The organism is Lacicoccus alkaliphilus DSM 16010 (genome assembly GCF_900142805.1).
In the GTDB taxonomy this organism is placed as follows: Bacteria; Bacillota; Bacilli; order Staphylococcales; family Salinicoccaceae; genus Lacicoccus; species Lacicoccus alkaliphilus.
This window is the reverse complement of record NZ_FRCF01000010.1, coordinates 27,000-49,765: the sequence shown is the minus strand read 5'-3', so window position 1 is coordinate 49,765 and position 22,766 is coordinate 27,000. Positions and strand designations below refer to the sequence as shown.

Below are 22,766 nucleotides of genomic sequence, written 5' to 3'. Positions count from 1 at the left end.
TCAATTGCGGCAGATATCGCACATATCACTCAGGAATGGTATCCTTATAATAAATCAACACGGGGGAGTGAATTGGGTGTTCCAATACCAGTCATTATTCAGAAGGAATGCAGAAGGGCAGGCGGGAAAGGTCATCGGCTTGACGATACTTGCAGGCATCGTGATGACGGTTTCATTTTTCGCGGTCATGCTGATTGCCCTGGTGCCATTGTTTGCGATAAGTGAAGGCACGTGGGCAATATTGTATGCGTTCATTGTTTTCTTTTTATTATTCCTGTTCGGCGTCTTCGTCATCTATCCTCTGAGCATCGGCATCATCAAGTTTTTCACATCGGCATATGTGGGCGAAAGTTACGGGTTTTCCGATCTGTTCTTCGTCTTCAAAGAGGGCAGGTACGGCAAGGCTGTCAAGCTGACCATCCTTGTGATCATCGCATACCTGGTCATTAATTTCGCGATCAGCATGCTGATGCAGCTTGTACTTACGGCGATCAATCTGCCGTTTTCCGCCGCGTTCGGCGGCATGTCCTATGAGGGGCTCGAAGCATCGGCTGCGATGGTCACGGGACAAATCGGCCTCGTCATACTGATGGTCACCCTCAATCTGCTGGTGGTCTTCCTGATGTATATACCATTTATACTCCTGATGATCTATATGCTCCTATTGTATCTGGTCTATGTGGATCAGCCGCATATCCCGACATTTGATAAGTTTACAATCGCCTTCAAGGTCATGTTCCAGACCGGGCAGAGTCTCATGAAGCTGTTCTTCAGCAACGTCCTGCTGCTGATCGGTGTCACGGTGCTGCAGGTCATAGCAGTGATTTCAGCGGCATTGATCGGCAGTCTCGCCCTGGGTGCGGCTGACAGCGGTGTATTGTTTGTACTGATACTGCTCGCTGCAGGTTTCATCATCCTTGGCGTCTACATTTATGTGATGTATGTGATCGTCGGTTCGGTTGTTGCTTATTATTTTGAAGGTCGCCATGAACTGGACTTGAGGGCGCGGGAAGCCTCCCGCGCCAGTGTGGACAGGGGGAGACTTGAGGAACATCCTGATGAACTGGAACCGCTGGATGGAAGGCATCCATGATTTCGAGAAGGCGCCCGGCGATGAGCCGGGCTTTTTTGGTCGAATCAGTTGAAATTACAGGAGTGATGTTGAATTGAGCAATAGTAAAAAAGGCATATTGTTCGCTTTGGGCGCGTATGTCATCTGGGGTTTCCTGCCGATCTACTGGAAGCAGATCGAAGAGGTCTCCTCATATGAAATCATCGCCCACCGTATATTATGGTCTTTTGTCTTTATGATTCTATTTATACTGGCTGCAGGCAGGTGGCGGTTTTTCAGGGAAGACCTGAAGTTCATCTTCAGCAATAAAAAGAAGGTCGCCGCCTTGTTTCTTGCATCGGCCACGATCACCACGAACTGGCTCATATTCATCATTGCAGTCCAGACCGGGCACATACTTGATGCGAGTCTCGGTTATTACATAAACCCTCTGATAAGTGTCTTACTCGGCTTCATCATCCTGGGTGAAAAGTTTTCCAGAGTGGGGTGGGTGGCGATAATCCTCGTCTCCGTCGGAGTGTTCTATCTGGCTGTGGGGCTCGGGTCTGCACCGTGGATATCTTTTGTCCTTGCCCTCAGTTTCAGTCTGTACGGTCTGATCAAGAAGACGATCAATCTGGATGCGGTGTATGCCATGGCGGTGGAGACGTTTGTCCTGGCCCCGTTCGCGCTGGTCTACATCATATACATCGGTGTTTCGGGCACCGGGGATTTCGGCATCAATACTGCGAGCCTTTGGATGATCGGCTCTGGGATCGCCACTGTCATTCCGCTGCTGCTCTTCAGCCTCGGGGTGCAGAAAATAAGATTGTCCCTCATAGGGTTCCTCCAGTATTTTGCACCCACCCTCATGCTGATCATCGGCGTTTTCATGTATGATGAAACTTTCACCCGTGTGCACCAGATCGCGTATATATTCATCTGGGGCGGTCTGATACTTTACAGCCTCAACAGATATTTTACGATGAGGGATGAGAATAGGAGGGAGGCCCGCAGAAGGGTCGGGAATTAGCATATCATTAGTTAAAAAATATCATGCGTGGTATCATTTTATAGAGATTAGGCTTGAGGGGTTAAATACTGATGATGACTAAAAAATATACTTTAATATCACTATTGCTTTTCTCGGTTGTGACAGCTGCATGCCGGGGTGACGATGGAGAGTCGGCGGATGAACAATCCGGGAATCAGACTATGGAGAGTGAGCATGAGTCACAGGAGACCGGGGACGACCCGGGTGAAGCCGCTGAAGAAACTGCAACAGAAGAGGATGCTTCAGGGGGTGCCGATGAAGAAACGATTGACCGCATTATTGAAAAAGCAGGCGAAGTGGGCAGTTATGAAGCGATTATCGATCTGGAAGGCGCAGTTGACGGATCGCCCTACGCTTTAAATGCCGAAGCGGCTTTCCAGGACGGGGACCCGCCGGATTTACTGCTGAAATCCAATAATGAAGCAAGGACTGTTGCAAAAGACGGGGAAATATATATTTACACCGGCGAGGACTGGGTGGAGACGACAGAATCCATGAACATCGAGAGTTTATTTTTGGTCACATATGAAAGTACGGTCAACTCCCTCGAAAACCTATCCGGAAATCTGAGGCAGGAAGAAAAGGACGGAGCGTATATTTTCACCTATGAAGGCACGAACCAGGCGGTCTTTCAGGAATTTGAAGATCTGCTCGGCTTCGGCTTCGGTACAATGGACACGTCGAATGTCCACAGTGACCTGAGGGTCGCGGTCGATAAAGATGATTATCTGCTGCAGTCCATCGACTATGAAGCATCCGGAGAAGACGAGTATGGCGAATATTCATTATCCGGCGATGTCGCGTTCATGAACTTCAATGAGGTGGATGCGATTGAATTGCCTGAAGGCATTGAAAATTAACAGAAAACCGGACGGATTCATTTGAATCCGTCCGGTTTTCGGCGTTCAATGGAATGAACAGGCGGTTTTATACGATTAATTGATCGGTAAAGAATAAAGCTCAATGAAGTCCCTGTCCTTTTCAAGCTCCGGGGGCAGCGACAATGATTCACCGAGCGCTTCCGGACGTTCATCCACAGTGAACCCGGGCGTGTCGGTTGCAATCTCGATGGTGAGGTTCCCGATGGATTTTATATATATGGATTTGAAATAAAAACGATCGACGATGCCGGAGTTCCGCCATTTTTCAGCGTTCACGATATCGAGGACCTCTTCCAGCGCCGTTTCATCAGGCACGCGGAGGGCAAAGTGGTGCACACTGCCGTATCCTTCCTTCTCTATCGAAGATGACCGGCTCTCGGTGACGAAGATGGAATCGGAGCCGAACCTCACTTCCACTTCCTCTGATTCATCCGACCATCCGCCTTGAACATCTCCCCCGAGCATCTCCAAAAATAAGACCATCGGCTTCAAGTATTGGACGGTGATTTCAACAGCTTTGATCCCGGTGATGGCATATTCCTCAGGTATCCCGCCGCCGGCGAACGGTTCGGATGCAACGTATTGATCATCGACGATCAACGCAAGCCGCTGACCTTCAAGGTCGGAGAAGTTCATATAAGGTCGGCCGGCCCGATCTGTGATGCCGCCGGTATGGACGCCTTTTTCACGCAGCCTCCCTTTGAAGTATTCCAGCGCTTCCCGGGTGGGCACCCTGAAGATGGTCCTTGAAATGGAATTGGTGCCGGGCTGGAATTTTGATGACCCGCTGATTTCGAAGAAGGTGATATCGGTTCCCGGGGTCCCTTCATAGTCACCGTAAAATAAATGATACATGGCTGTGTCATCCTGATTCACGGTCTTTTTGACGAGCCTCAGCCCCAGTATTTGAGTATAAAAATCATGATTATCCAAAACTTCTTTTGTAATCGCAGAGACATGATGTATTCCTTGAACTGGCACGAATATCTCCCCTTCACGTAAAGTATGTTACATTTATTATATATTATGGCTGAAGAGAACTCTAATTTAAGAAGGTGTGGACGATGGAACATCTGTTTATAAAAGGGAAGAATGAAAGCCCCTATACGATCATCCTGCTTCACGGGACGGGGGGGCGTGAGACCGATCTGCTGGATGTTGCGGCAACGGTGGATGCCAACGCCAATGTGTTGAGTTTCCGCGGAAATGTCGACGAAAATGGTCGGACAAGGTTTTTTAAAAGGCTCAGTCCCAAAGAAGTCGATGAAGATAACCTCGCTGAGGAAGGCAGGCGGCTGTATGACAAACTGCTGGAGTGCGAAAAGGATTATGGCTTTGACCTCCGCAAATCAATTTTCATCGGTTATTCCAACGGTGCAAATATGGCGGCGCACCTGCTTTTGAATTATGATTTATATGCCCTCGGCGCCATGCTCCTCCACAGTGGCTACAGAAGTGAGCAGATCAAAAAAGTGGATTTGACGAGAACGAATGTCCTGCTGACCGCAGGGGCGAGGGACATGGTGACCACAGCAGGGGAAGCTTATCAATTGAAAAAGGCATTTGAACTGAAAGGGGCCATCGCCGAAGTGAAGCTGACCGACGGCGGACATGAAATCGTCCCGGATGAGCTGATGGAAGGGCATGTCTGGTTTCTCGGATTGAAACGGGAAGTCGAGGATGAATTTGGGAAACTGGAGGGATGAAAACAAAGGAGCGGGGATATATGGAGGTGATTGACGAGTCCGGGCAGAGGACGGCCATAAAACTTAAAATAAAGGACAGGCACTATGCCTGTCCTTTATTTTAAGTAGGTTTCTTCAAGGTATTTTGCAAGCCCGTCTTCATCACAGCTGAATGCTGTAATATCGTCGGCAGCGGTGATCACCGACTCGACACTGTTCTGCATCGCGGTATTTCTTCCGGCGACTTCGAATAAAGGCAGGTCATTCATCGAGTCGCCGATGGCATGCACGTCCTCTGTGGAAATGCCGTATTCCTTGACCAGCGTTTCAAGTCCGGTGCCCTTATCTTTGCCGCCGAGCATGATTTCGGTGTTATGCCTGCTTGTCTTGTAGAGGGCAAACCCAAGCCGCTCCTTTTCCGCATTCAAGTAGTCGAACCATGCATCTATCTTCTCAACATGCTTCGAGATGAAGAAAATCTTTAATATCTCATCCATATTCAATTCATCGACCCACTGTGAATCATTTTCCAGCGCCTTAAGAAGCAGGGTGTGTTCATAGTCCAGCAATCCTTCCGGTTTCGGTCCACCGATGTCGCGGGCACTGTAGCCATAATCAATTTTCAGCGTTTTCGAGCTGCTTTCCGCAGTATAGGACTCGTAGTAGATCTCCCGCTCACGTGCTGCCGCCAGCACTTCTTCCACGACCGCCCGGTCGAAATGATAACTGGCGATTCTTTTGTACACCTCTCCTTCAAGATTGTATATGCTCATCCCGCTTGCTGCAACGAACCCTGAAAGAGGCACGTCGTCAGGGGTGACCCTTAAGATTGCACCTTTCGTCCTGCCTGTCGCAAAAAAGACCAGAATGCCTTTTTCATGCACTTTCTTTAAAGTTTCGACCAGTCGTGGAGTGAACTCCCCGCGGTTGTTCAATATCGTACCGTCCATATCCAAAGCGATTGCCTTCATAAATATTTCTCCTAAATAATATAGTAAACAAAATTATATGTTAAATAGACTATACCAAATATGTTAAACTGTTTGTTAATTATATCAAGCGGGGTGAGTGGATGAATTGAATATTTACAGAAAGTCTTTGATGGACGGGCTGACGATCGGCCTCGGGTACCTGCCGGTTGCGATGGCTTTTGGAATCACAGCGAAACCGCTGCTCACCGGGCTTGAAACATTCCTTATGAGTTTCATGGTCTTCGGGGGAGCGAGCCAGTTCCTTGCACTCCAGATGTTGTCTGCCTCGAGCAGTGCGGCGGCCATCATCATCGCCGTATTTGTACTCAACTCCAGGCATTTCGTCATGTCTTTTAAGATCAACTACGATTTGCAGCAGGAAGCGCTGTGGAAGAAGCTGCTGATTTCAGCGTACGTCACCGACGAATCATTTGCGCTTTCCGCAGGCATTGGAGAAGATCGTAAAAATTTCAGGAATTACCTCATCATTTTCATTACAGCATACATATTCTGGGTCGCTTTTTCTGTCGTCGGTTATATGGCCGGGGAAATCATGAGTGAGGAATGGGTGGCGGCAAGCGGCATCGCTTTGTACGCCCTGTTCATAGCACTGCTCGTTCCCGCGATCCGTACGCATTATAAATATCTGCTGGTTGCCGTGCTCGGCATGATACTGCATTTTGTCTTCACGGCAATGGAGTTCATACCATCAGGAATAGCCATCATCCTCGCCATGGTGCTTGCGGCGATGTTCGGTCTTGTTCTGGAAAAAAGGGGGGATAAAGTATGATCATGCTCATCTTCGCCTTATTTCTGGCGACGATCATCACACGGATAATGCCCGCATTCCTGGTCGGGGGCCTCAATTTTCCTCAGTGGCTGATCACTCTGCTGAATTATATTCCCTATGCAGCACTCGGGGTCTTGATTTTCCCGGGGCTTCTGAGTGCCGTGGAAACTCCCGTGCAGGGCATTCTAGGCGGACTTTTTGCAATGATCCTGGCCCTCTTCAGAGTCCCGTTGTTCTTTATCGTATCCGGAGCGATCGTCTTTGTGTACTTCCTAATATAAACAGTGAGGAGTAACAGTCATGTCGGAATTCCTATTCGTTTTCAACAATGTGATGCTCCCCATCGCCATCATCGTCGTCATCGGCTATGTAGTTCAGCTGAGGTTCAATCTGGATCGTGTGACACTCGCAAAATTGATGATCAACTATATCATGCCCGTGTTCATCTTCATGAACATATTCGATGCTGACATCGACTTTGCATTGCTGATTTATGTATTACTATTTTTAATATTGTATGCTGCGCTGACTTTCGTCCTTACATATCTTGCCGGAAGGGCGATGGGGCTGGATTATGGACATAAGATACTGTTTACGAACTCCAACCTTTTCTATAACGCAGGGAATTACGGGGTGCCGGTCAATGACCTCGTCTTCAGGAGTGACCCGTACGCGATGAGCATCCAGATCATGATGGTGTTTTTCCAGAACATGTTTGCCTATTCGTACGGCGTCGTTTCACTCAGATCAGCCGAGTCGGGTAAATTGAAAGCGTTGCTGGGATATTTTAAGATGCCGATATTCTACGGATTGATATTGGGTCTGATATTCAACTTTTTCGATATCGGCATACCCGGATCCCTCTACAGCGCGTTTGATTACGTCAGGGATGCGATGATAGGGACAGTCCTGTTCATACTCGGATCCCAGATAGCGGGCATCTCTTTCAGGCGCATCCGGGTGAGCTCAATCATTGCGAGTGCGATGAGGCTCGTTGCAGGCCCCGCCCTGACGATCCTTCTTCTGCTTCTCTTCAGGCTGGATGGAGTGGTTGCCCAGGCGATCCTGATCACCACCGCGATGCCTGCAGCTGTGAACAGCTCAATCATTGCCCAGCAGTACAGTGATGATCCGGAATATGCTGCTGAAATTGTGATGTTCAGCACATTGTTCAGTGTCATCACTGTACCGGTGGTGATCTATATAGCTTTGAATATATTTTGACACTTTGTATATGATAAAATGAAAATATGAAATAGTATGTGGAGGTGAATCTTTCATGACGAATGCAGAAGAAAAGTTAAAGGCATATAACATGAATGATTTGAAGAGATTGGCTAAGACGATATCGGTTAAAAATTATTCTACTTTTAAAAAAGATGATTTGATCAAAGAGATCACAGCAACACAGAAGCAGCCGGAAACGGCACTTTATGCTTATAAATATATTGATGAAGCTTCATTCAGTACATGGAAACAGGCTGCGGAGACGAAAAAGAATGAAGCGGACTATTCGTTGGAAGAGATTTTCGGCCTGTACATCATGGGGTACGCTTTTGAAGATACGGAGAAAGAGGATCATTTCTATCTTACGGATACCGTGGTCGAACTTTACAATGAAGTGGACACGATAGAGAATATGGAAGCGCGCCTCGAAGTTCAGAGGAGACTGAACCTGATCAGGGCGGCGCTTCATCTTTATGGCATAGTAAGTTTCGAGCAGCTGATCCATTTATTCAAAAAATATTATGATGAGGATGTGACTTCGAAAGAGCTGGTCGACTTCCTCGAAGGCTCACCTTATGATATTTCAATAGATGAGGACAAGGCGCAGATCGTCATCGATGATATGAATTATGCCCAGTATGAAATGGTCAGGAAACTACAGGGTGACAGACCGTATTATGAACCCGAATTCGGTAAATTCATCAAGTTCAGCGATCCGAACTATATCGATGAATCTTCAAACCATAAGAATCTGAAGGAATGGATTAAAAAGAACGTGGATGTCCCGAAATCAAAGCATGAAAGCATCTATATCTCGCTTCTGCAACTCATCATGCGCGGCGAGAAACAGGATGAAATCATCAAATATCTGATGTCCCTGAATGTCGAATTCAGTAACGTCAACGACCAACGGGAATTTTTCGACAATGTTGCAGGCATCGTGGAAAACACGCGCCACTTCAAATACCGGGGTCATAAGGAGTCGGAACTCAAGACGAAGACGATCGTCAAAGAAGTGAAGGTCGGCCGCAACGATCCGTGCCCGTGCGGCAGCGGCAAAAAATATAAGAAATGCTGCGGCGCCTAGCAGCAGTCCACCCTGTGTAATGCAGGGTGAATCATTGAGATGAATTTTCAAAATAATATAAATAAGGGGATTTTATGAAACATCACAACTATCCGTACCAGAACAGTCGCTACAGTGTATACGCGAAAAACGGAATGGTGGCCACAACTCATCCGCTGGCGACCGAAGCGGGCACCGAGATGCTGAAACAGGGCGGCAACGCAATGGATGCCGCAGTGGCGACCGCCGCCACCCTCACGGTCGTGGAACCGACGAGCAACGGCATCGGGGGTGATGCTTTCATGATTGCCTGGATGAACGGGGAGCTCCATGGCATGAATGCGAGCGGTCATTCGTCGGAAAAATTATCGATGGCCTCACTGAAAGCACATGGCTTTGATGAAATGCCCACATACGGATGGCTGCCTGTCAACGTGCCGGGGGTTCCGGCTGCATGGGCAGACCTGATTGAGAAGTTCGGCAGACTCACATTGAAAGCGGTGCTCGCACCGGCAATCCGTGCCGCCCGGGAAGGATATGTCATCACACCTACGGTCGCCAGGTTTTGGCAGGCAGCATTTAAAAGATTCGAAAAGGAAGTGGCGGAATTCCCGGAAATCAAACACTGGTTTGAAGTCTTCGGGGAAGTGGAGGCGGGAGATGTGAAAACTTTACCGGCCCACGCGGACACTCTGGAAAAGATTGCACATACGAATGCCCGCTCTTTTTATGAAGGGGAGCTGGCTGAAAAAATAGTGAAATACGCCGAAGAAACCGGCGGACTCATCACACATGATGATCTGAAGTCATATGAAGTGGAGTATGTAAAGCCAATCAGCATCAACTACAAAGGGCATGACATCCATGAAATTCCGCCAAACGGCCAGGGTATTGCCGCATTGATGGCGCTCGGCATGCTGAAGGGTGATGGATTCTCTGAAAGGGACGGCCTGTATTACCATCATCAGATTGAAGCAATGAAGCTTGCGTTCAGTGACACCACGACATATGTTTCAGATCCGGAGCATATGGAAGTGTCTGCAGATGATCTGCTGGATGACGCATACCTGAAAGCGCGCCGTGCGGAAATCGAAGCGCATGCAGAAGAAAGGGCGCATGGTGAATTGCCGAAAGGCGGTACGGTCTACCTGGCCACTGCGGATCAAGACGGCAACATGGTGTCATATATCCAGAGCAACTATATGGGATTCGGGTCGGGCGTCGTTGTGCCGGGGACGGGCATCGCACTTCAGAACAGGGGGCACAATTTCTCGATGGATGGGGCGCACCCGAACTTCATCGGCGCACGCAAGAAATCATTCCATACGATCATCCCGGGCTTCATCACAAAAGACGGGCAGCCTGTCGGGCCGTTCGGTGTGATGGGTGGATTCATGCAGCCGCAGGGCCACCTGCAGGTCGCGATGAACCTGATTGATCATGGCATGAACCCGCAAAGTGCCCTGGATGCACCGAGGTGGCAGTTCATTTCGGGCATGCGGGTCGATGTTGAAGACCGCTTCCCGATGGATGTTGCACGTGAACTGAACAGAAGAGGTCACCAGGTGAACATCAGCCTTGAGCCGAATCATTTCGGCCGTGGGCAGGCGATCATCAGACAGGCCAACGGTTCTTATGTCGGCGGCACCGAGTCAAGAACCGATGGATCCATTTCAATCTATTAGAAGAAGTGATTATAAATGCAGTTGAAGATATTTTGGATATTTTTCAAGGTGGGGATGCTGGGCTATGGCGGCGGGCCGGCCTCCATCCCTTTAATCAAGGCAGAAGTCGTGGACATTCATAAATGGATGACGGACGAGGAATTCCAGGACATGCTGGCGATCGGCAACACTCTGCCCGGCCCGATCGCGACAAAACTGGCAGGCTATATCGGTTACATAAAAAGCGGCTGGCTGGGCCTCGTCAATGCCGTACTTGCGACGATCGTCCCGACGATATTCCTGATGATCATACTGTTGACGCTGTTTGTGGAATTCAAAGACCTGGCGTGGGTGCAGGGGATGAGCAGGGGCGTCCTGCCGGTCGTCGGCGTGATGATGGCGATGCTGACTTATGATTTCCTGAGCAAAGCCAAAGCGAAAACCACCTGGCCGTTCCTCATCCTCTTCACCATCGCGGCCCTGATATTGCTGGTGCCGCTCGATATCCATCCGGCGATCATCATTGCAGCGATCATCATCTTCAGCCTGTTCAGGAAAGAGGGGAGGAAAATATGATATACTTCCAAATATTTTTGGCATTCTTCATCCCCGGCATACTCGGCTACGGCGGCGGACCTGCCTCCATCCCGCTGGTGGAACAGGAAGTCGTGCAGAACTACGGGTGGATGGACTCGCAGGAGTTTGCCGAAGTGCTGGCGCTCGGCAACGCCCTGCCCGGACCGATCATCACCAAGATGGCCGGATACATCGGGTTCATGGTCGGCGGTGTACCCGGTGCCATCATTGCGGTGACCGCTGCCGTACTGCCGTCCCTGCTGCTGATGGTATTTCTTGCGGGGGTGTTGTACAAGCTGAAAGGCACTAAAAAATTTGAAACATTGACGCTGTTCGTCAGGCCGGTCGTGGCCATCCTGCTCGGTGTCATCGCATACGATTTCTTCAGCGGTGCTTTCATCCAGTCCGGTGCCGTCCATACAATCGTGCTGATCATTGCGAGCTTCCTGATGCTCACAAAATTCAAGGTCCACCCGGCACTGGTGATTTTATTCGGGCTGATTTACGGCGCGTTGTTGTTATAAATATAAGAGGTGATTAGATATGGCAAAATCGATACAGGATGTTTATACGCTTGCGAATGGTGTCGAAATCCCCGTGATGGGACTCGGCGTCTATAAGAACGTCGATGAAACGGAACTTGAAACAGCTGTTACAAGTGCACTTGAATTCGGATACCGTCATATTGATACCGCAAAGGTCTATAAAAATGAAAAAGGTGTCGGCAAGGCGATTAAGAAATCCGGTGTGCCAAGGGAAGATATCTTCGTCACCACAAAGGTGTGGAATACCGACCAGGGTTACGAAAAAACATTGAAGGCATTTGATGAAAGCCTAGAGGCGCTCGATATGGATTACGTCGATCTTTATCTGATCCACTGGCCAATGCCGGGGACGTATGTGGAGACATGGAAAGCACTGGAAAAGATATATGAAGAGGGAAGGGCCCGTGCAATCGGTGTGAGCAACTTCAATCCCCACCATCTTCAGGATATTTTCAATGAGTGCGATATCAAGCCGATGCTGAATCAGGTCGAGTACCATCCGCATCTTGCCCAGCCTGAATTGAAAAAGTTCTGTGAGGCGCATGACATACTGCTCGAAGCATGGTCGCCGTTGAAGCGCGGCCGCATGTTCGATGAACCGCTGATCCTCAGTTTGTCGGAGAAGTACGGCAGGACGCCGGCCCAGATCATCTTGAGATGGGATGTCCAGACCGGCGTTTCGACCATACCCAAATCGGTGAGCCGTGACAGGGTCAGGGAAAACGGGAGTATATTCGATTTCACCCTGACAGAAGAAGAAGTCGGGGAAATCACCGCACTCAACCGGCATGAACGTGTGGGCAAAGATCCGGATAAAGTCACACTTGAGACATTTGGAGACTGAATTGAAAACCCCGCCCGACTTAAAAAGTCCGGCGGGGTTTCTTCTGTACGTCGTCCATCAGCTGAACCGCAGGAAGAGCAGCGGCAGTACGAGGAAGATGAATGCGACCGACAGCTGGAGTGTGATGAATACCAGAATCCACTGTATCGCCCTTTTGTTTTCCTCTTTAATCAAGTATTTTCCAAAGATGAATATCGCAAAGGCCAGGTAGGCGAACATCACCAATATGATTGACGGGATGGTCACCACAAATGCGATGGAAGCATCTCCGGGTATCAGGTGCAGCACAAGAATGAATGCTGCAATGAGGACGAGGAGGGACTGTGTCAGCAAAGCCAGCACGCCATAGTCGTGCAGCAGTTTAAGCAGGCTTTTCGGCTGCTTCAGCATTTTTTTATTCATGAAATGAAATACAAGGAAGCCTGCAGCATAAAATGCCCAGAGGTATATTAAAGCAATGACTCCGGACGTAATGATGAAGGTGCCGTCGCCGAATCCTGCTTCAAAAACTGTATAAAACGGAAACAGCCCAAGTATAAGGAATAAGATCACAGGCAGTGTGCTGATCAGCACGCTCACCTGCGGTGATGCGGCCTTCTTGTGGTTCAAGGCACGGTTCGGGAATATTAAACTCAAATAAAAGTAACTCAGAGGGTTCAGTTTTTCAGTATTGTCAATCAATTATAAATCTCCTGTCTTAACCGTTATATCTTTCCTGAATTTTGTGAGCAGCCGGATGATGTAATACACGGTGAGGAATCCGATGAGTGTGCCGGCTAAGTTTACAGTAACATACATTGCCTCGCTCATCTCATGGAAAAACGGACGGTTGTTGATGAAAAAATAATTGCCGCCCACCACAGGGTTCAGAAAATATACGAAAAAGAAGTAGACGGCGAATATGAGGTATGCCTGGAAAACGCCTTTCAGGCTCGGCACAAATCCGGCGGCATAATACATTGCGAAAGGGAAGAGCACATTTGAAGCATGAAGAATGAAGAAAGCCCATCCCGCCATATGCCACACAGGGTGGATGCCGATCGGATAAAGGAAAGCTGCATACGCAAACAGGCCGATATAAAAGATGGCCTGGTTTAAAAAGTCTTTTCTGACAAAGTACTGGATGATGATCAGCCAGATGACCACCCGGCATATTTGAAAGGGCAGTGAATAGGCGAGTGAATAGTCGTCATTGATCAGATACCAGGTGTTGATCAGGACCCTCTGGAATATCGAGATGATCAGAAAAACAAACAGGACTTTGTACGTCTTCCCTGAAATCCTGAATCTCATCCGGTATATCACATAAAAACAAAATGCCAGTAAAGCGAGATATGAAAAGTAGCTGAGATCGCCGGGTACTACAAACGGCTCGGCAGGATTTATCACTCTGTCCATAAAGAGACCTCATTTCCCATGAAGTATGTTAATTAAAGAATAAATGATTCGGGGGTGACTTTACAATTAATCAGAGGGGGAGGACCATTCAGGGAATAAGATGAAAAGATGAAAGGATGCATCTCAGCTGAAATGCATCCTTTCATCTTCAGTTATAACCTCTTTCATACTGACGCGGCACAAATTTCTTATCGGGATCATTGTTCAGCACCCAGTGAGGGTCACGCAGGAGTACACGGCCGAGTGCCACGAGGTCCGCATCATATTCTGTTATTGCACGTTCGGCGTTTTCAAGCGCATCGAGCAGGCCGACAGCGATGACCGGGATGCCGGCTTCTTCTTTGATGCGTTTTGCGAACGGGAGCATATAACCCGGATAGGCGCCTTCGAACCGGTCTTTTGAAGGTGTGCCTTCACCGCCGGCGGATACATGGATCATATCAACGCCGGCTTCTTTGAACTTTCTGGCCAGATGGACGCCGTGATCCAGGTCGTATCCGCCTTCTGCGAACTCTTTGGAAGAAATCCTCATCAGGAGCGGCATATCTTCAGGCAGCTCTTTTTTGACTGCCTGGATGACCCTGACACCGAATAAACTAAACGCCTGCCCGTATTCATCATTCCTCTGATTCGTACGGGGGGAGGCGAACTGGTGGATCAGATAGCCATGGGCACCGTGGATTTCTATCGTGTCGAACCCTGCTTCGACGGCACGTCTCGCGCCCTGACGGTAATTTTCAATGACTGATTCAGCTTCCTCTTCCGTCAATTCATGCGGCACTTTATATTCATCACTGTATGCGACCGGGCTGGATGAAACCGGTTCTTCGGCATCTTCCGCTTTCCTGCCTGCATGCGCAATCTGTATGCCGATTTTTGCACCATTCCTATGTACGGCATCCACAAGGCGTTTATAATGGGGTACATGACCATCTGACCAGATGCCGAGGCAGTTGTCCGTAATACGGCCGTCAGGCTCGACGTTCGTCATTTCCACCATGACCAGGCCGACACCGCCGACGGCACGGGAGACGTAGTGCGTAGTATGCCAATAGTTCGGTATACCGTCTTTGGCACTGTATTGGCACATGGGGGCCATGACGATTTTATTTTTCAATTCGAGGTTTTTGATCTTATAAGGTTCAAAAACTGACATTTAAAAATTCCTCCAAATCATACTTGATGTTTTTATTGTGGACGAGTCTAATTTTAATGTCCACTTTTTTGCAATGGAAGATCCAAACACTTAAATTGTAAAAAATTATTCACATGATAAAATTGATATGATAGTACAATAGTATAGGGGCGTAGGCAATGGATTACATTATCAGAAAACCTGAACTTGAAGATGCGGAACAGATTATCGAACACAAAGAAATTGTCACTGAAAAATACCCGGACACACTCGCCACTCCAATTGAAGATAAAGGCATTCCTTTGGAAAAGCAGGAGGATAACATCGCTTCTTTGAAAAAGGAGGATCTGGGACTTGTTGTAGAGGTGGAAGGCCGTATAGTGGGCATCCTGAATTTGAGGCAGCTCGACCGTAAAAAGTTCGGACATGTCTGTCAGTTCGGTGTCAGTCTCCAGCCTGAGTATGCCGGCCATGGCATCGGCACTGAATTGATTGAACACGCAATCAGGCACGCAGAAGAAAGTCCTGTCCTTGAGAAGATCATATTGGATGTATTTGCCAATAACGAAGGTGCAATACGGTTTTATGAGAGGCTTGGCTTCGTTCAGGAAGGCAGGCAGAAAGACCAGGTCAAATTGAAGGATGGCTATACAGATTTGATTCAAATGGCCAGGTTCGTCAGGCAGGATACTTGAGAAAGATTTAAAAAAAGTTTTAAGGATGAGTGCTATGAAACCAATTTTATTGATCGGCGGCGGAGTGTTGCTGGGATTCCTACTCATTTTCACAGGGATAGGGTTCTTCCCCGACAGCTTTGCATTCAATTTTGCTGCAAGCGTCATATTGATCATTTCTTTGGTCGCCCTGTTCGGATGGCTATATCTGAACTTTATAAGGCCGTCCGGTAGGGGCAGAGATGAAAATGGTTGAAGAGTGAAAAAGGCACCAATCCTCCGGAGGATTGGTGCCTTTTCTTCATTAAACTTCTACGGGTTCTTCTTTTTCCAAAGTGTTCATATATTCTTTGAGACGTCTCGGGATCATGACGACTTCATTTTTCAGGTTCTTCGGACGGTATGCCTTATCGATGCATTTGTTCCAATATTCGATATGCCTGCGGTCCACACAGTCGGCAGCCCGGGAATTCGTTTCGCCGTCATCGGCTTGAATTGAATACCAGTAAAGATACTCACGATCACCTATGGTATCCCGCATGATCGTTTCCACGAACATTTTTTCACCGTCCAGTGAAAGCAGTGCATCCTGCATATTTTGTTTCAGGAACTCCATCCACTCATCCACTAATTCGCTTTTGTCCCGTTTTATACGGAACTTCGTCAACTCCACCTGCATTTTCAAGCCTCCCTTTCCCATTTCACTTTCCCCATCATACATCATATAAAAGCTTTGTCAATTCCCTTTTTGATATTACATTGTTATATTTGACATGTAAAATTATTTTAGAAAATAAAAGTCAGGAAAGGTGATCGGATGAACTCTTGGAAAGCGCTTAACACCCGTGCACAGGCAAATACGAAACGGATACAGGAAATGGTCCCCGAAACGATGAGGGAATATAAAAAACTGCAGAATTCAGCATATGCTGAAGGTGCACTGGATAAAAAGACGAAAGAAATTGTCGCTTTGACATATGCGATCGCGGATAAGTGCGAAGGATGCATCGGGAACCATATCAATAAACTGGTGGCACTCGGGGCCACGAGGCAGGAGATCGCGGAAGTCGCGGAAGTTGCCATCGTCATGGGCGGCGGCCCCGGGATGGTATACGGCGGTAAAGCGTTGGAAGCATTTGATGAGGCAACGGCTGAAGGAAAGTAGGAAAAGTGCATTTTTTTGAATACTTAATCATAAAATCAGGGCATAATAGTTTTGCAGATGACACATTAGGATATGTGATTAATATATAATTCAAAGGAGTGTTTTGACTTGGCTGAGAAAAATATTTACGGTAACACCCCGCCGATGCTCGGTGCAAAAAATCTGACTGATGCTGGTGAGTACGATACGGATGTCATTTTCTACGGCATACCATGGGAGGCTTCGAGTACATGGGGAGATTACACGGGTGTGGAGCTCGGCCCGAAACAGATGCGCCTCTCTTCGGCGAGATACAGCACTTATCTTCCTGAACTCGATCATATCAACGTTGAAGACCATCTGACATTCGGGGATGTGGGCGATGTCGCAGTCAACCCGCATAACGTACCGGAAACGGTGGACAACATTGAGGGATTTGCAGACGACCTTTGGAGCAGCGGTAAATTCCTGGTCGGTCTGGGCGGTGACCACAGCGTCACTTATCCGATCCTTAAATCACTGACGAAGACGGGTAAGAAGGTGGGCATCATCCACCTGGATTCCCACTACGACAATAATGAGGAATTCGAAGGGGACAAGTATGCACGCAGCACGCCGTTCAAGCGCCTTTACGAAACAGAGGGCATCAGGAACGAAAGCATGATCCATACGGGTATCAAAGGCCCGCGCAACAAACCTGAAAACGGGAAAGCGGCTGAAGAGGCGGGTGCGGTCACATTAACGATCAACGATATACGTGCGCAGGATGATTTGAGAGCGTACGCAAACGAAATATATGATATGGCGGCAAAGGATGTGGATGTCGTTTATCTGACAATCTGCAGCGACGTGCTTGATTTTGCATTCAACCCGGGGGGGCCGGTGGACGGCAACGGACTGAATTCATATGAACTGCTCACGATGATATATGAATTCGGCAAACGCGGCCTATGCGGCATGGATTACGTGGAAGTGTATCCGATGCAGGATGCGAACCAGAATTCCGCACATTTCGTATCCACTGCGGTGCTTTATGTCCTCGCCGGTCACGTTCAGGGAGATCACCACAATAAATAGGAGGTGATCTCCTATTTATTATTAAAAAGAGAGGTATGAGAGTATGGCAAAATCAACGATCATGGATAAATTGAGGTCCATCGGGCCTGCAGCGATCATCACGGCATCATTCATCGGGCCGGGCACCGTCACCACAGCGACAAGGGCCGGTGCAGGGTTCGGCTTCGCACTGTTATGGACGATTGTTTTTGCGATTGTGGCGACAATCATACTTCAGGAAATGGTCGCAAGGATCGGCATCGTCACGAAACAGGGACTTGGCGAAAACATAAGGGAGCTGTTCACCAATAAACTCCTGAAATTCGTCTCGGTATACATCATCATGATTGCAGTGGCGGTGGGTTGTGCAGCCTATATCACCGGTGATCTGCTCGGCACCTCACTCGGAGTTTCATACTTATTCAATATTCCGGAAAACATCGTTGCACCGGTTCTTGGGGCCATCATATTGATATTGGCTCTGACAGGCGGCTATAAAATCATAGAAAAGATGATGGTATTCTTCATCGTCATCATGAGCATCACATTCATCACGACGATGTTCGTCGCCGGTCCGGATGTTTTAGAAATGCTGCAGGGTGCTTTCATCCCGACTATTCCAAGTGGGTCCACCCTGATGGTGATCGCCCTGATCGGGACCACGGTCGTACCCTACAACTTCTTCATACATGCACAGACTGCAAGTGAAAAATGGCAGGATACCAGCCAGCTGGGTGAAGCAAGGTTCGATACCATCCTGTCCATCACCGTCGGCGGTCTGATCACCGGTGCGATCTTGATTACAGCAGGTGCCCTCATCCAGGGCACGGAAGTGACAAGCATCGTTGAACTTGCTGCACCGCTTGAGCCGCTGATGGGCGAATGGGCACCCATATTCATCAGCGTCGGCCTGTTCGCTGCAGGCTTCTCTTCAGCCACCGCTTCACCGATGGGGGCAGCGGCGACAGTCAGCAGTTTCATGGGCTGGAAGGGCAGTTTCCAGAACAGGAAATATAAAATGGTCTTCAGTCTTGTAATCATCATCGGCATCATCACTTCGGCACTCGGATTCGAGCCGTTGGAAGTATTATTGATTGCCCAGGCGCTGAATGGAATGATCCTGCCGCTCATCGCAATATTCATAATGATCGTAATCAATAAGAAAGGTCTGATGGGCGATTTTAAAAACTCGACAGCTTTGAATGTCGCAGGATGGATCGTCACGGCGGTTGTGACATTTTTAGGTCTATACAGTTTCATTGATGCAGTGACGAGTTTTTTCCAGTAATATGATGTATGACTAATATAAAGTGGAGGAATCAAAATGAAGGTCAATGCAAAATGGCAGGGTGATATCTCATTTGAATCGACGGCGGACGTCTCCGGACATACCGTCAAAATGGATGCAAGAAAAGAAGCGGGTGGCTCCGGCAGCGCCCCGTCACCGATGGAAATGGTCCTGCACGGGGTCGCCGGCTGCATGGGGATTGATATGTGCGTCATCATGAGGCATCATATGGACAAAGTGGAGAATTTGGAGCTGGAGCTGGACGGCACGCGTGCAGAGATTGAACCTAAGCGCTTCACGGATGTGGTGATCACTGTAAGTGTGGATGGCGATGTACCGGCGAAAATCCTGAACCGTACAGTCAGGTTATCGCATGAGAAGTACTGTTCCGCAGTGAACTCACTGAATGCGGATTTTACTGTAAAAGCGGTTTTGAACGGCGAAGAAATATAAAAGATGCAGCTCATATTGAGCTGCATCTTTTAGTCTTCAGAGAGTGATGTATCCTGGAAATCCTCATTATGCAGAAGCAGTGCTTCGATATAGTCTTCATGGTCATAAGGCATCATGATGTAGTAACCGTTGTCGGGATCGCTGTCATAAAGCATCCTGAAGTTCCCCACATCATCTTCAGTCGGCCAGCCGTAATTTTCCACGGCATCCATCTTGGTGAACTCTTCCGGAAAAATGAGGATGCCGTCCACGTGCAGTTCCGCAGTGTCCGCATCTTCCGCATCAGCCGGGAAATTGAATCCGATATGTTCATAATGATAATATACACCATCAGTCAGATCCCCGCTGCCTTCGGGCTCACCCAGAGTGGCCACCATATAGTCATAGCTTGACCCGAGTGAGATTGTACGGTACTCATAACTGGCTGTAAAAAAGTTGGAGATGAAAGACTCTGAAGTGACGTCCACCGGATTCACTTCCGGAGGCTCCTGTTCTTCCTCTTCTGTCTCACCCGTATCCTCAACTTCCTCAGTTTCTTCTCCGGCAGGCGTGTCTTCCTCGCCATCACCGGGTTCCGTTCCGGTCAGCATACTCAGACATGAGACGAATAGAACAGGCATGATCAACAATAATAGTAAAAGCTTCATCCAACCCCTCCCGATATCTCTTCTAACATCTATTTTAAAGCACCTGACCGATAAAAACCATCATGACCTCAGCTCAGCAATACACCGAGTGCTCCGGAAAATTCGCCATTTTCAATGAAGTGCGGCTTCATGCCCTTCAATGATACATAGTGGTTTATGATATCAATCATCACATCATTGTCCAGCAGGGTGGAACCGATGAAAATGATATCCTCTGTATCAAAGCCGGCAGCCAGATTGATGCCTATCGTGCTGACGGTCTCAGCGACAAGTCCGATGACCGCCTGCAGTTCATCGGCATGCCGGGCTTTTTCCCTGTCCCCCGGCTGTACGTTGCCGAAGTTGCTTGCCGTGAGGTCTCCGGGTATGGGAGAGGCGTCACCCGCATATATATGATGGACTTTCAGGTCGATTGCATCACGGTTGCCTTCTTTGGCCAGTGAAATGATACTCTTGAAATCCCGGACACCCGTCAGAAGGTACGACAGCCCCATCAGAGTGCCGCCCCCGACCCCCGTGCCGCCGGCTCTTCTCTGTCCGTCGGCGTCGGCCTGGTGGAAGGAGGTGCCGGTGCCGACATTCAGATAGACGAACCTATCAATATGTATACCCTGTTCTTTCATCAAGTGCTTAAGCCCTGTATAAGTCGCATCAAACTCGATGGAGTGCCTCACCTCGTGATTCAGTTTGCGGCTCATGTACCCGGCTTTGCCGCCGGTGATGCGTATATCCGCTTTTGGATGTTCACGGTTCAGTTCCTCTATGAAATCGTCTATGTGTAAAGAGGATACCTTTCTGTAAACCGTTTCCTCTTCACTGATATATACGATTTTCAACAGAGTGCCCCCGGCATCGATCCCTATCTTCATACATTTGCCCCCAAAAAAATGTCATTGGCAATAGTATACCAATGACATTTATTATTTTGTATAATTATTTAAGTTTTGTCTTTTTTGGACGTCTCTTCATTGCATCATTGGTTTCCCGTCTCAAAGCTTTCGATACCGAGAATATCATCAATATCAAAATGATCGTGAACGGCAGGCCGGCGAGCAGTGAAGCTGCCTGTAAACTGCTGAGTCCGCCTGCAAGGATCAATGAAATCGTCAGGAAACCGAGAAGCAGTCCCCATAATACTTTTAATCTGAGAATTGGATTTTCAGTGTTTCCGGATGTCATGCCTGCAACGACGAATGTTGCCGAATCCGCAGAAGTCACAAGGAAAGTGAAAATCAGGATGATTGCAATGGCCGACGTGATTGCTGTCATCGGCAGCTGATCGAACATGGTGAAGAGTGCTGCCGTCTGATTATCCAGGACGATCTCCCCGATGTTCGTACCATTGAATAAGTCGGAATACATTGCAGTCCCGCCGAGCGCCGCAATCCACAGGAATGAAAGCACCGGCGGAACGATCAGTATGCCCAGGACATATTCACGGATTGTACGTCCTTTGGACACCCTGGCGACGAATGAACCGATGAACGGGCTCCATGCGATGACCCATGCCCAGTAGAAGACTGTCCAGTCCTGAACCCATGAATCTCCCGAATAAGGTTGTGTCCTCAGGGAATATCCCACATAGTTCCTCAGGTAATCTCCAATGCCGAGCACGAAGGTTTCCATTATGAAAGTGAAAGGACCCATGAATAAAACGAACAGCGTCAACATCAGCGCAAGCGCCATGTTCAGGTTGCTCAGCCATTTGATGCCCCTTTTAAGTCCGGTGATGGTCGAGAAAAGGAACAGAATGATTATCAAAACGGTCAGGGTGATCTGAGTGGCCGGTCCTGATGGCAGTCCGAATGCAAAATTCAGCCCGCCGTCCATCTGAAGTATCCCGAGACCTATTGAGGTCGACATCCCAGTGATTGTCGCTATGACAGCGAGAATATCGATCAGCCTTCTGGAAGGCTGATTGTAATTTTTTCCAAATAATGGTTCAAGGGAAGTCGATACCATACCGTTTTTGTTTTTACGGTACTGGCTGTAGCCGATGGCAAGACCTGCTACACCGAATATGGACCACTGGGAGATACCCCAGTGGAAAAATGTATAGCCCATGGCCATCCTTGCCGCTTCATAAGTTTCCACCTCTCCGCCCGGGAAGGGCGCGATCATGAAATGTTCCATAGGTTCAGCAACCCCGTAGAATACAAGACCGACGCCCAGCCCGCTTGAAAAGAGCATTCCTATCCACGAACGGAATGAAAACTCAGGCTTTGAATCATCAGATCCCAGCTTCACGCGGCCGTATGGTGAAATCGCAAGGAATAATAGAAACATGCCAAAACCGAATACACTGATTAGGAACAACCAGTTGAAGTTGCGCGCAATTGTGTCGTAAACCTCATAAGATGCATTTTCCACTGTTTCCGGAAAAATTATGGCCATCAGGGCTGCAAGTGCAATGACTCCGCCTGCCCCCCAGAATACGGTGCCCAGCTTGTTGCCGTCTCCGGCCGATGGTTTACGGTGGGCCGGATCCTTAGTATTTTCCTGATCATTTCCTTTGCTCATTAAGAAGACCTCCATAAGATTTTTTCAGCTTTCCATGGATTGCGAGTACTGCCGAGTTGCTCTGCGGTGATTCCAAAAAAAATGCCGCTGGTACTCT

At 48.4% G+C, this 22,766-nt stretch carries 27 protein-coding genes; 18 read left to right on the top strand and 9 right to left on the bottom strand.

Features of this window, described 5'->3' with window-relative positions:
* Positions 1-76 precede the first annotated feature (76 nt).
* The 3 genes from BUA12_RS10280 to BUA12_RS10270 all read left to right on the top strand — a co-directional run bounded on the left by BUA12_RS10280 (position 77) and on the right by BUA12_RS10270 (position 2,965).
* On the top strand, positions 77-1,093 hold the full coding sequence (locus tag BUA12_RS10280; RefSeq protein ID WP_072710526.1) for a hypothetical protein: 1,017 nt from the start codon (positions 77-79) through the stop codon (positions 1,091-1,093).
* 73 nt (positions 1,094-1,166) lie between these two features.
* Positions 1,167-2,084: an EamA family transporter RarD gene (rarD, locus tag BUA12_RS10275; RefSeq protein ID WP_072710525.1), complete on the top strand. Its 918-nt coding sequence runs from the start codon at positions 1,167-1,169 to the stop codon at positions 2,082-2,084.
* A gap of 71 nt (positions 2,085-2,155) precedes the next feature.
* Complete coding sequence (locus BUA12_RS10270) at positions 2,156-2,965, top strand: DUF6612 family protein (protein ID WP_072710524.1); 810 nt, start codon at positions 2,156-2,158, stop codon at positions 2,963-2,965.
* 75 nt (positions 2,966-3,040) lie between these two features.
* Here BUA12_RS10270 and BUA12_RS10265 read toward each other — a convergent pair whose 3' ends face one another.
* Complete coding sequence (locus tag BUA12_RS10265) at positions 3,041-3,967, bottom strand: VOC family protein (protein ID WP_072710523.1); 927 nt, start codon at positions 3,965-3,967, stop codon at positions 3,041-3,043.
* A gap of 83 nt (positions 3,968-4,050) precedes the next feature.
* Here BUA12_RS10265 and BUA12_RS10260 point away from each other — a divergent pair, with 83 nt between their 5' ends.
* A complete protein-coding gene (locus BUA12_RS10260) occupies positions 4,051-4,692 on the top strand; it encodes an alpha/beta hydrolase (protein ID WP_072710522.1) in 642 nt (213 codons plus the stop codon).
* A 95-nt stretch (positions 4,693-4,787) separates the two neighbouring features.
* On the opposite strand, the gene BUA12_RS10255 is transcribed toward BUA12_RS10260, so the two are convergent.
* Positions 4,788-5,642, bottom strand: a complete 855-nt coding sequence (locus BUA12_RS10255; RefSeq protein ID WP_072710521.1) for a Cof-type HAD-IIB family hydrolase — start codon at positions 5,640-5,642, stop codon at positions 4,788-4,790.
* 106 nt (positions 5,643-5,748) lie between these two features.
* Here BUA12_RS10255 and BUA12_RS10250 point away from each other — a divergent pair, with 106 nt between their 5' ends.
* The 8 genes from BUA12_RS10250 to BUA12_RS10215 all read left to right on the top strand — a co-directional run bounded on the left by BUA12_RS10250 (position 5,749) and on the right by BUA12_RS10215 (position 12,354).
* Positions 5,749-6,432, top strand: coding sequence for an AzlC family ABC transporter permease (locus tag BUA12_RS10250; protein WP_143146130.1), 684 nt, complete (start codon positions 5,749-5,751; stop codon positions 6,430-6,432).
* A complete protein-coding gene (locus BUA12_RS10245) occupies positions 6,429-6,713 on the top strand; it encodes an AzlD domain-containing protein (RefSeq protein WP_072710519.1) in 285 nt (94 codons plus the stop codon). The genes BUA12_RS10250 and BUA12_RS10245 overlap by 4 nt, the downstream gene beginning before the upstream one ends.
* A 19-nt stretch (positions 6,714-6,732) precedes the next feature.
* Positions 6,733-7,656 (top strand): AEC family transporter, encoded by a 924-nt coding sequence (locus BUA12_RS10240; protein WP_072710518.1) that lies wholly within the window; start codon positions 6,733-6,735, stop codon positions 7,654-7,656.
* A 55-nt stretch (positions 7,657-7,711) separates the two neighbouring features.
* Positions 7,712-8,746 (top strand): SEC-C metal-binding domain-containing protein, encoded by a 1,035-nt coding sequence (locus BUA12_RS10235; RefSeq protein WP_072710517.1) that lies wholly within the window; start codon positions 7,712-7,714, stop codon positions 8,744-8,746.
* A gap of 74 nt (positions 8,747-8,820) precedes the next feature.
* Positions 8,821-10,410: a gamma-glutamyltransferase family protein gene (locus BUA12_RS10230; protein ID WP_072710516.1), complete on the top strand. Its 1,590-nt coding sequence runs from the start codon at positions 8,821-8,823 to the stop codon at positions 10,408-10,410.
* 15 nt (positions 10,411-10,425) lie between these two features.
* The gene (locus tag BUA12_RS10225; RefSeq protein ID WP_072710515.1) at positions 10,426-10,965 is read left to right on the top strand and encodes a chromate transporter; all 540 of its coding nucleotides are present in this window, start codon (positions 10,426-10,428) and stop codon (positions 10,963-10,965) included.
* Positions 10,962-11,489: a chromate transporter gene (locus tag BUA12_RS10220; protein ID WP_072710514.1), complete on the top strand. Its 528-nt coding sequence runs from the start codon at positions 10,962-10,964 to the stop codon at positions 11,487-11,489. Before BUA12_RS10225 ends, BUA12_RS10220 begins: the two co-directional genes overlap by 4 nt.
* A gap of 19 nt (positions 11,490-11,508) precedes the next feature.
* The gene (locus BUA12_RS10215; RefSeq protein ID WP_072710513.1) at positions 11,509-12,354 is read left to right on the top strand and encodes an aldo/keto reductase; all 846 of its coding nucleotides are present in this window, start codon (positions 11,509-11,511) and stop codon (positions 12,352-12,354) included.
* Positions 12,355-12,411: 57 nt separating this feature from the next.
* Here BUA12_RS10215 and BUA12_RS10210 read toward each other — a convergent pair whose 3' ends face one another.
* The 3 genes from BUA12_RS10210 to BUA12_RS10200 form a co-directional block, all read right to left on the bottom strand.
* Positions 12,412-13,035, bottom strand: a complete 624-nt coding sequence (locus tag BUA12_RS10210) for a hypothetical protein (RefSeq protein ID WP_072710512.1) — start codon at positions 13,033-13,035, stop codon at positions 12,412-12,414.
* Positions 13,036-13,752, bottom strand: coding sequence for a TMEM164-related integral membrane acyltransferase (locus tag BUA12_RS10205; RefSeq protein ID WP_072710511.1), 717 nt, complete (start codon positions 13,750-13,752; stop codon positions 13,036-13,038).
* Between the two features lie 148 nt (positions 13,753-13,900).
* Positions 13,901-14,908 (bottom strand): NADH:flavin oxidoreductase/NADH oxidase, encoded by a 1,008-nt coding sequence (locus BUA12_RS10200; RefSeq protein WP_072710510.1) that lies wholly within the window; start codon positions 14,906-14,908, stop codon positions 13,901-13,903.
* Between the two features lie 158 nt (positions 14,909-15,066).
* On the opposite strand from BUA12_RS10200, the gene BUA12_RS10195 reads away from it, so the two are divergent.
* On the top strand, positions 15,067-15,582 hold the full coding sequence (locus BUA12_RS10195) for a GNAT family N-acetyltransferase (protein WP_072710509.1): 516 nt from the start codon (positions 15,067-15,069) through the stop codon (positions 15,580-15,582).
* 34 nt (positions 15,583-15,616) lie between these two features.
* Positions 15,617-15,817 (top strand): hypothetical protein, encoded by a 201-nt coding sequence (locus BUA12_RS10190; protein ID WP_072710508.1) that lies wholly within the window; start codon positions 15,617-15,619, stop codon positions 15,815-15,817.
* A 48-nt stretch (positions 15,818-15,865) separates the two neighbouring features.
* Here BUA12_RS10190 and BUA12_RS10185 read toward each other — a convergent pair whose 3' ends face one another.
* Positions 15,866-16,240, bottom strand: a complete 375-nt coding sequence (locus BUA12_RS10185; RefSeq protein ID WP_072710507.1) for a DUF6176 family protein — start codon at positions 16,238-16,240, stop codon at positions 15,866-15,868.
* Positions 16,241-16,378: 138 nt separating this feature from the next.
* Between BUA12_RS10185 and BUA12_RS10180 the strand changes: the two genes are divergently transcribed.
* From BUA12_RS10180 to BUA12_RS10165, 4 genes are all read left to right on the top strand, one after another.
* Positions 16,379-16,726: a carboxymuconolactone decarboxylase family protein gene (locus BUA12_RS10180; protein WP_072710506.1), complete on the top strand. Its 348-nt coding sequence runs from the start codon at positions 16,379-16,381 to the stop codon at positions 16,724-16,726.
* 144 nt (positions 16,727-16,870) lie between these two features.
* On the top strand, positions 16,871-17,782 hold the full coding sequence (locus tag BUA12_RS10175) for an agmatinase family protein (protein WP_072710553.1): 912 nt from the start codon (positions 16,871-16,873) through the stop codon (positions 17,780-17,782).
* Between the two features lie 43 nt (positions 17,783-17,825).
* Positions 17,826-19,049, top strand: coding sequence for an Nramp family divalent metal transporter (locus BUA12_RS10170; protein ID WP_072710505.1), 1,224 nt, complete (start codon positions 17,826-17,828; stop codon positions 19,047-19,049).
* 36 nt (positions 19,050-19,085) lie between these two features.
* Entirely contained in the window at positions 19,086-19,502 is a 417-nt protein-coding gene (locus BUA12_RS10165) for an OsmC family protein (RefSeq protein WP_072710504.1), read from the top strand.
* A 29-nt stretch (positions 19,503-19,531) separates the two neighbouring features.
* On the opposite strand, the gene BUA12_RS10160 is transcribed toward BUA12_RS10165, so the two are convergent.
* The 3 genes from BUA12_RS10160 to BUA12_RS10150 form a co-directional block, all read right to left on the bottom strand.
* Positions 19,532-20,149, bottom strand: coding sequence for a hypothetical protein (locus BUA12_RS10160; protein WP_072710503.1), 618 nt, complete (start codon positions 20,147-20,149; stop codon positions 19,532-19,534).
* Positions 20,150-20,217: 68 nt separating this feature from the next.
* Complete coding sequence (coaW, locus tag BUA12_RS10155) at positions 20,218-21,018, bottom strand: type II pantothenate kinase (RefSeq protein ID WP_072710502.1); 801 nt, start codon at positions 21,016-21,018, stop codon at positions 20,218-20,220.
* A 64-nt stretch (positions 21,019-21,082) separates the two neighbouring features.
* Complete coding sequence (locus tag BUA12_RS10150; RefSeq protein WP_072710501.1) at positions 21,083-22,669, bottom strand: BCCT family transporter; 1,587 nt, start codon at positions 22,667-22,669, stop codon at positions 21,083-21,085.
* Positions 22,670-22,766: the final 97 nt, after the last annotated feature.